The 6,337-nt window shown below is 59.4% G+C and carries 6 protein-coding genes and 1 pseudogene; 3 read left to right on the top strand and 4 right to left on the bottom strand.

Features of this window, described 5'->3' with window-relative positions; genetic code table 11:
• Positions 1 to 369: hypothetical protein (locus ACYZGB_RS11575; RefSeq protein WP_462388390.1), on the top strand; the 369-nt coding region annotated here is incomplete at its 5' end.
• Between the two features lie 75 nt (positions 370 to 444).
• Here the strand turns inward: ACYZGB_RS11575 and ACYZGB_RS11570 are convergent.
• The 3 genes from ACYZGB_RS11570 to ACYZGB_RS11560 all read right to left on the bottom strand — a co-directional run bounded on the left by ACYZGB_RS11570 (position 445) and on the right by ACYZGB_RS11560 (position 2,797).
• Positions 445 to 918 carry a hypothetical protein gene (locus ACYZGB_RS11570; RefSeq protein ID WP_462388389.1) on the bottom strand — a complete coding sequence of 158 codons (474 nt, stop codon included), beginning with the start codon at positions 916 to 918 and terminating at the stop codon, positions 445 to 447.
• A gap of 121 nt (positions 919 to 1,039) precedes the next feature.
• Positions 1,040 to 1,846, bottom strand: a complete 807-nt coding sequence (locus ACYZGB_RS11565) for a metallophosphoesterase (RefSeq protein ID WP_462388388.1) — start codon at positions 1,844 to 1,846, stop codon at positions 1,040 to 1,042.
• Positions 1,847 to 2,137: 291 nt separating this feature from the next.
• On the bottom strand, positions 2,138 to 2,797 hold the full coding sequence (locus tag ACYZGB_RS11560) for a metallophosphoesterase (RefSeq protein ID WP_462388386.1): 660 nt from the start codon (positions 2,795 to 2,797) through the stop codon (positions 2,138 to 2,140).
• Between the two features lie 590 nt (positions 2,798 to 3,387).
• Here ACYZGB_RS11560 and ACYZGB_RS11555 point away from each other — a divergent pair.
• Both ACYZGB_RS11555 and ACYZGB_RS11550 read left to right on the top strand, forming a co-directional pair.
• On the top strand, positions 3,388 to 3,945 hold the full coding sequence (locus ACYZGB_RS11555) for a TIGR02594 family protein (RefSeq protein WP_462388385.1): 558 nt from the start codon (positions 3,388 to 3,390) through the stop codon (positions 3,943 to 3,945).
• A gap of 994 nt (positions 3,946 to 4,939) precedes the next feature.
• Positions 4,940 to 5,860, top strand: a pseudogene (locus ACYZGB_RS11550) (Bug family tripartite tricarboxylate transporter substrate binding protein); the annotation flags it as partial.
• 25 nt (positions 5,861 to 5,885) lie between these two features.
• Here ACYZGB_RS11550 and ACYZGB_RS11545 read toward each other — a convergent pair.
• Positions 5,886 to 6,260 carry a hypothetical protein gene (locus ACYZGB_RS11545; protein WP_462388398.1) on the bottom strand — a complete coding sequence of 125 codons (375 nt, stop codon included), beginning with the start codon at positions 6,258 to 6,260 and terminating at the stop codon, positions 5,886 to 5,888.
• Positions 6,261 to 6,337 lie beyond the last annotated feature (77 nt).

Here is a 6,337-nt window from a genome sequence, read left to right as displayed (position 1 = left end):
GCTTTCGGTGAAGGTGTCGGCGCCGCGCATGGGGGTCAAGGTCAAGTGATGTGGGAGGCTCCGGTGAGCTTACCGGGGGTTGGGCTGCTGGGCTGGATGCGTGGGAGGTATTTCTTCAGCCTGTTAGGCACCAGCGCCGGTGACTTCTTGCAGGCCAGTAGGCTGGACCGAAAAAGAGAGATGGCAATCCGTAAGATCCACGACTACGTTGCTACCCACCCCGAGTGCACCAGAAGCAGTATTCATGTCAATTGCAAGGCAGCAGTTTCGTGGATTCGGGCGAACGATCCCATTGTGTACCAGCAAGTAGTCGCACTCGTGAAGGACAAATCGATCCAGCAGCTTACCTTGGGCTTTGAGACCAAATAGCGCACATACAGACTCAACTGTTTGACTCTTGCGAAGCACCCGCCAAAAGCCATCAGCTTGAGCAGATGCCTTGACTCACTTGATGGCGTCGAGATGAGAGATGAGATATTTGTACCAGGACTTGCGACGATTCAATTCAAAGTTGAATACGATAACAATCGCAGCTATCACCGCCGCCACACTGCCGTGAAAAATCGAGGAATGGTTCTGCGCCTGCTCCTGGAAAGCCAGCAGCGCAAAGCCAGCACTCGCAACGGCACCAAGTGCGGTGAGGAAACTCAACCAGAAATCGAGGATCTCAACACGCGGCTTGAGAAAGCTCGACCAGTTTAGAGCTGCGGCAGCTTGAGCACTCTCTGTTTCGGAAAGGCTTTTTCGGATACGAGCCCGCATTTCGTGAAAGTGCTTCATGTCGCTTCCAAGCTGCCTAAAGAATGGCTCACCAGTCCCCGCAACTTCCGAGCGTATCCAGCCGAACGGAAATCGCTTGCGCATGTATTTTTTTGCCTCAGGGTAGCTGAGCAGCAATTCAAAATTTGATGGTTGCATGTATGACCTGATAGATAGCAAGCAGACAAGACGAAGAGACGTCGTGTACCGAGTGTTTGACGATAGCCGAAGCTATTGAGCCTTGCGCCACAGGAGGCGGAACTCAATGGCTTTCTTGTTTTCATCGCTGAAAGTCCACTCTCACATCAAAATCCTCCCTGAACTCCAGGTTCTCCATTCCTCCACCCCCGAGCCTGTACCCCCTGGGATTGGAAACGACTCGGGTCCCCCGCAGCTGGTAGTCCACGCTGTCATGGATATGCCCATGGATCCAGGTGCTGGCCCGTCCCATCAACGAGTCCAGGTCGCTTGCATAGCAGGGTGACAGCGGATGCTCGGCAAAGTCCTCCGGGATCGACCGCAGATGCGGCGCGTGGTGGGTGACCACCACCGTGTTCTGTGGATCCCCCTGGCCCAACTGCTCCTCCAGCCACTGCCTGCTCTCTTGGTGCCGACGCGCGGCCATCGCCGGAAACAACCGGTGCTTGCGCTGCCAGTACATCTCTGGCTGCGGAGAAATCTTGATCCGCTTGTAGTCGTTCATGCGCTGGCGCGCCGTGCTCATCGCTTCCAGCTTGCTGTCGATCCCGTGCAGCGCAAAGTCCGTCCAGAGCGCACAGCCCAGGAACCGCACTCCGCCAATCATGACGGCATCGTTCTCCAGGTAGTGAATCTCCCGTTCTCTGGCCATCTGGCGCATGGCATCCACATGCTTGTCCCAGTTCTGTCCGTAGAACTCGTGGTTGCCGTCCACATAGACGATGGCCTTGTCCGGGAAGGTCTCGCGCGCCCAGGGCAGACCCCTTGTCCCTTCGGTGATGTCGCCGGCCAGAACCACCACATCGATGGTCTTGAGGAAGTCGGGGTCCAGCTGCAGCTTCAAAGGACACAGGTCCAGATGCAGGTCCGAGTACACGAGCAGTTTCATGAAGGCTCCAGGCGGTCGTTGTACGGATTCACGGCCGACTCCGGCGGGGCTTCCTGCGCACCTTGGCAGACGGCGTGAAGCTGACTCGCTGAATCCGACTTGAGATCAACCGTCCGTTCAATAGCGGTCCTGGTTTGGCGCTGACCATGAATCCCTTTCCAGGACCTCTCCGCGAGAAATACACGCGGCTCCCCACCTTCCACCCCATCTCCGGTGGCAAGGGGAAGCGGTAGCGGCTATCCATGCATGCTCGTCCAGAGGGCTCGGATCGCCGTTTGACGGTTTTTGGATTCAGAGGCATACCAATCCTTGTGTCACATCCCAGCCCACGTTCACGAAGTGGGCGGTCTCGGTGGGTTCCAGCACCTCGCGGTGCAAATGCCCGTGGTAGTTCAGGAGTCGGCCTGCGCTGTACTCCACGGTCGCCGGGTAGTGGCTCACAAAGACGCTCTGCCCGAGCGCGTCCTGCCAGGCCAGGAAAGGCACCACGGCATCAAACAGCGGACGCTGTCCATCGACGGTTCGCTCCGCCAGGTACCGGCATTCACCACTTCGAGTGAGATCGTGGTTGCCCCGCACCAGGACCTTGCGGCCCGGAATGCGCCGGATCCACTCCATGGCCAGGTGGTGGTCTCCCATGGCCAGGTCACCCACAATCACCAGCCACTCGCCATCCCTGATCTTCTGGGCCTGGGAGACCAGGTGCTCGTTCATTTGCGTGACATCGATGAAGGGCCGGTTGCAGTACCGGATCACATTGGCATGGCACAGATGGAGATCGGCCGTCATCCAGACCCGCTCGCCACGGGCCAGGGCCTGCTGGATTTGTGTACTCGCTGCGCCGATGGTGTCAGGCTGCGCCAACTTCAGCATGGCCGCGTGCACGTCGGGACGGCTTCTCTCGGTCGCAAGAGTGCGCTTGAAGAGGTCCAGAGCGTTGTCAAAGTCCATGCCGCCCTCGCCAACTGGTGGGAACAGGATGCATAGATAACGATGGGGATCCGAAAGGCATGGCGGGCTCCTGGTTGCGGAGCCCGGTGGGGGTGGCCTGACGGTGGGGGCCAGACTCCGCGGTGTGAACTGCGGGCTGGTGGAATCGGAGAACTAGGTCTTCAACCGGGTACCAGACACCGCGCGACGGCCGTGCGTACGACTATCGAGACCGTGGATATGAAGGCGGTGTGGCGGGACATGTGACTCATCATCCAGGAGCGCGAAAGCCTTGTCAACACTGGGTTTGCGGGCAATGGCGAAAATAATCGGTGATTTGGTTTGCAGTGATACCACGGTGCAAACTGAATCCCACTGACGGCTTTCCAGGCTGCTCATGCGCTCCTTTTATGCACCGCCACACCCAATCGGTGAGACCCGCCAGCATCTTCATGGAGAGGAAGGGTCCGCCTACGCGTGTGGCCAAGCCACTCACGGCTTGCCGGTCCGTCTGCAACACTGGCAATTTAATGCTTGGCGCGAGCAATGAGTCGGGCATAGCATCCCATGGATAGACATGCATCTGTCGAACGCCAACCCTGGAGACTTTCATGAGCAACCCTCTGCCTTCAGCCTACGCGTGGCTCAACAACGAACCGGGCCCTCGCATTCTCACGGAGTTCATCAAGGTCTTCGGCACTGAGGAGGACAAGGGGCCTGGATCGAACCCCACCATCCTGGCTTGGGCAAAAGAGGTTGGTTTGGGAAAAGTGTACGTGGACGATGCCACCGCCTGGTGCGGCCTTGCGATGGCCTACGTTGCGGGACAGGCCGGGTGGGAGAACACCCCTAGGGGAAACGCGCTCTTGGCGCGCAACTGGCAACACTGGGGCACTCCTGCCGAAGTGCCGATGCTGGGAGACGTGATGGTTTTTTGGCGCGGCAAGCGCAAAGGTATCAAAGGGCACGTCGGTATCTACGTTGGCGAGGACGATGGTGCCTACCATGTTCTGGGCGGAAACCAGGCGGGAGACAAAGTCAGCATCGATCGGTTTGCGCGCGATCGATGGCTGCAGGCACGGCGCTGCCCGTGGCGCATCAACCAGCCTAGCAACGTCCGCCCCATTCATCTTGCGTCGACTGGAAAACTGTCCGACAACGAAGCTTAGACGGGCCGCGCTCAACAGCATTGTTGACACAGTGAATCGTCCCGGGGGCGATTCTGATGGGATTGGCATTCCTCAGCAGGCGCAAGCTGGTACAAGTGAACCGGTTGGTTGACTCGCTTGCCGGGTTGCGAGGTGTGATGGTCTGAGCCGTTCCGACCATTGTGAGCAATCTCGCGCCAGCGGTGGCAGCGGCATTCGGCCCCGAGAATCTGGCCGGATCGACTGTGATTGACCGCATCATGCAGCTTACATTCGACGCATTCTTTGCCTTGCCGGGGGTGATCGCGCCCGAAATTGGTCAGAATCTTGGGGCTCTACGACCATGTTCAGTCAACTGTTCGCTGGGGTGTCGCACTCGCCCTCGGTTTTGGGGTCATTGGTCCTTGCTGCTAACAGCCTCTTCGGGACTGATCTCAACCATTGTTCATCTCACGCTAGCTGCCCACGATCTCGTGATGTTCTTTTGTTCGACCGGTGGAGCAGTCTGGACGCTGATTGGGTTGCAGCTCGTGGCGCTGCCCACATTCAACGTATTGCGCAGACCGTTGTTCTCTGCGGCTGCGAACTGGAGTCGCGCGACCATCGGCACGGTCCCCCTTGTGCAATTCGGCGCGTTCTACTGAGGCTCGTACGGCGTTCTTGCGGGGCAGCTTGTTGGGAACGCTATTGTTGGGGCTGTTGTCTTCGGTTAGTGCTGGGTCTTCCTTAAAAACCAGATCGACGGGCTGCTCCCGTGGCAGAAGTTTGTACACACCGTCCCCAGGTCATGACTCTGTTGACACTTCCTGTCTCGGGTGTCGATGTGTACTTACTTGATCGGGACGTCCCAGGGCGCGCGTGAGCGGTCGATCTCTGCGCGGTACTGCTTACTCATCCATCATCGCAGCTTGCAGGGTTCACTCAGGACTTTGGTAATTCCGCCGTTTACGTGGAGCTCGATAGCTCATAGTATTTGTTCCCACCAACAAGATGAAGTGACTGGATAGGGGGGGCCATGCGTAAACTTCTCATCCTGGCGTTGCTGGGCGTGTCTTTGTGGGCGTCGTTGACGCATGCGCAGCCGTTTCCGAGCAAGCCCGTAGTCCTCGTCGTCCCCGCTGCGCCTGGTGGTTTATTGGATGCAATCGCGAGGGAACTTCAAACGCATCTGCAGGAGCGCTTGGGCAAGCCCGTGCTGATCGACTACCGCCCTGGTGGTGGCGGCACGGTAGGCGGCATGAGCGTTGCCAGAAGTGCGCCCGACGGACACACGCTGTTGTTGGGAACGAACCAGGGTCTGGCTATCCAGCCGGCGCTGGAGCCACGCCTTCCATACATGCCGGCGCAGGACCTATTGCCCATTAGCCAGGTTGCCACTTCGACATACGTGCTGGTAGCGAAACCTGGTCTGCCAGCCCGCACGCTCAGGCAGTTGAACGAGCTCGCGCGTAGCAAAGCAGTGACTGTTGCCACCGTCGGGGCAGCGGGTTCTCCTACTTACCTTGTCACCAACATCTACAAGGAAGCTGCAAAAGCGGAATTCACGGTCATTCCCTACCGTGGGTCTGCGTCCGGAATCATCGATGTAATGGGCGGTCAAGTCGACACTGCCTTGATCGATTTAGGGGCGGCGCTCCCCGACATCCGAGAAGGCCGGCTCTTACCGCTGGCCGTGACGTCAACAAGTCGGTCGAGCCTACTACCGGACGTGCCGACCTTCGCTGAGTCTGGCGAAGGGCAAGTCACGCTGGACAACTTGGTGGGTCTGATGGCACCAAGGAGCACGCCAGCGTCGACCATTGCACAACTAGAAAGTGCGGTCACTGAAGTGCTACGCGATCCGGCCTTAAAGCAGCGGTTTGCCGAGCTCGGCTTCGACGTCGAACCGCGCGGCCAGGAACAATTCGCTGCGAGCTTACGTCTAGAGTCTCAGCGATGGTCGGACATTCGGCGACTCTATGCTACGGCACCGGCACCGGCACCGGCACCACCACCGGCACCGGCACCACCACCGGCACCGGCACCAACACCGGCACCAGCACCAGCACCAGCACCAGCACCAGCACCGGCACCGGCACCGGCACCGGCACCAACACCGGCACCAGCACCAGCACCAGCACCGGCACCAGCACCAGCACCAGCACCGGCACCAGCACCAGCACCGGCACCGGCACCGGCACCGGCACCAACACCAACACCAACACCAACACCGGCACCGGCACCGGCACCAGCACCGGCACCAGCACCAGCACCAGCACCAGCACCAGCACCAGCACCAGCACCAGCACCAGCACCAGCACCAGCACCAGCCAGCGGTGGCGGCTCGGGCAATCCACCTTTGACAGCTGCGGGCAAGCCGCAGTGGAACGCTTGGTTCCAACGCGACGACAAGGTCGTAGAGCGACTGGAGCTG

It is taken from the genome of Acidovorax sp. Q11, assembly GCF_054950075.1.
The sequence above is the reverse complement of the archived record's forward strand: the minus strand, read 5'-3'. Positions and strand labels throughout refer to the sequence as shown.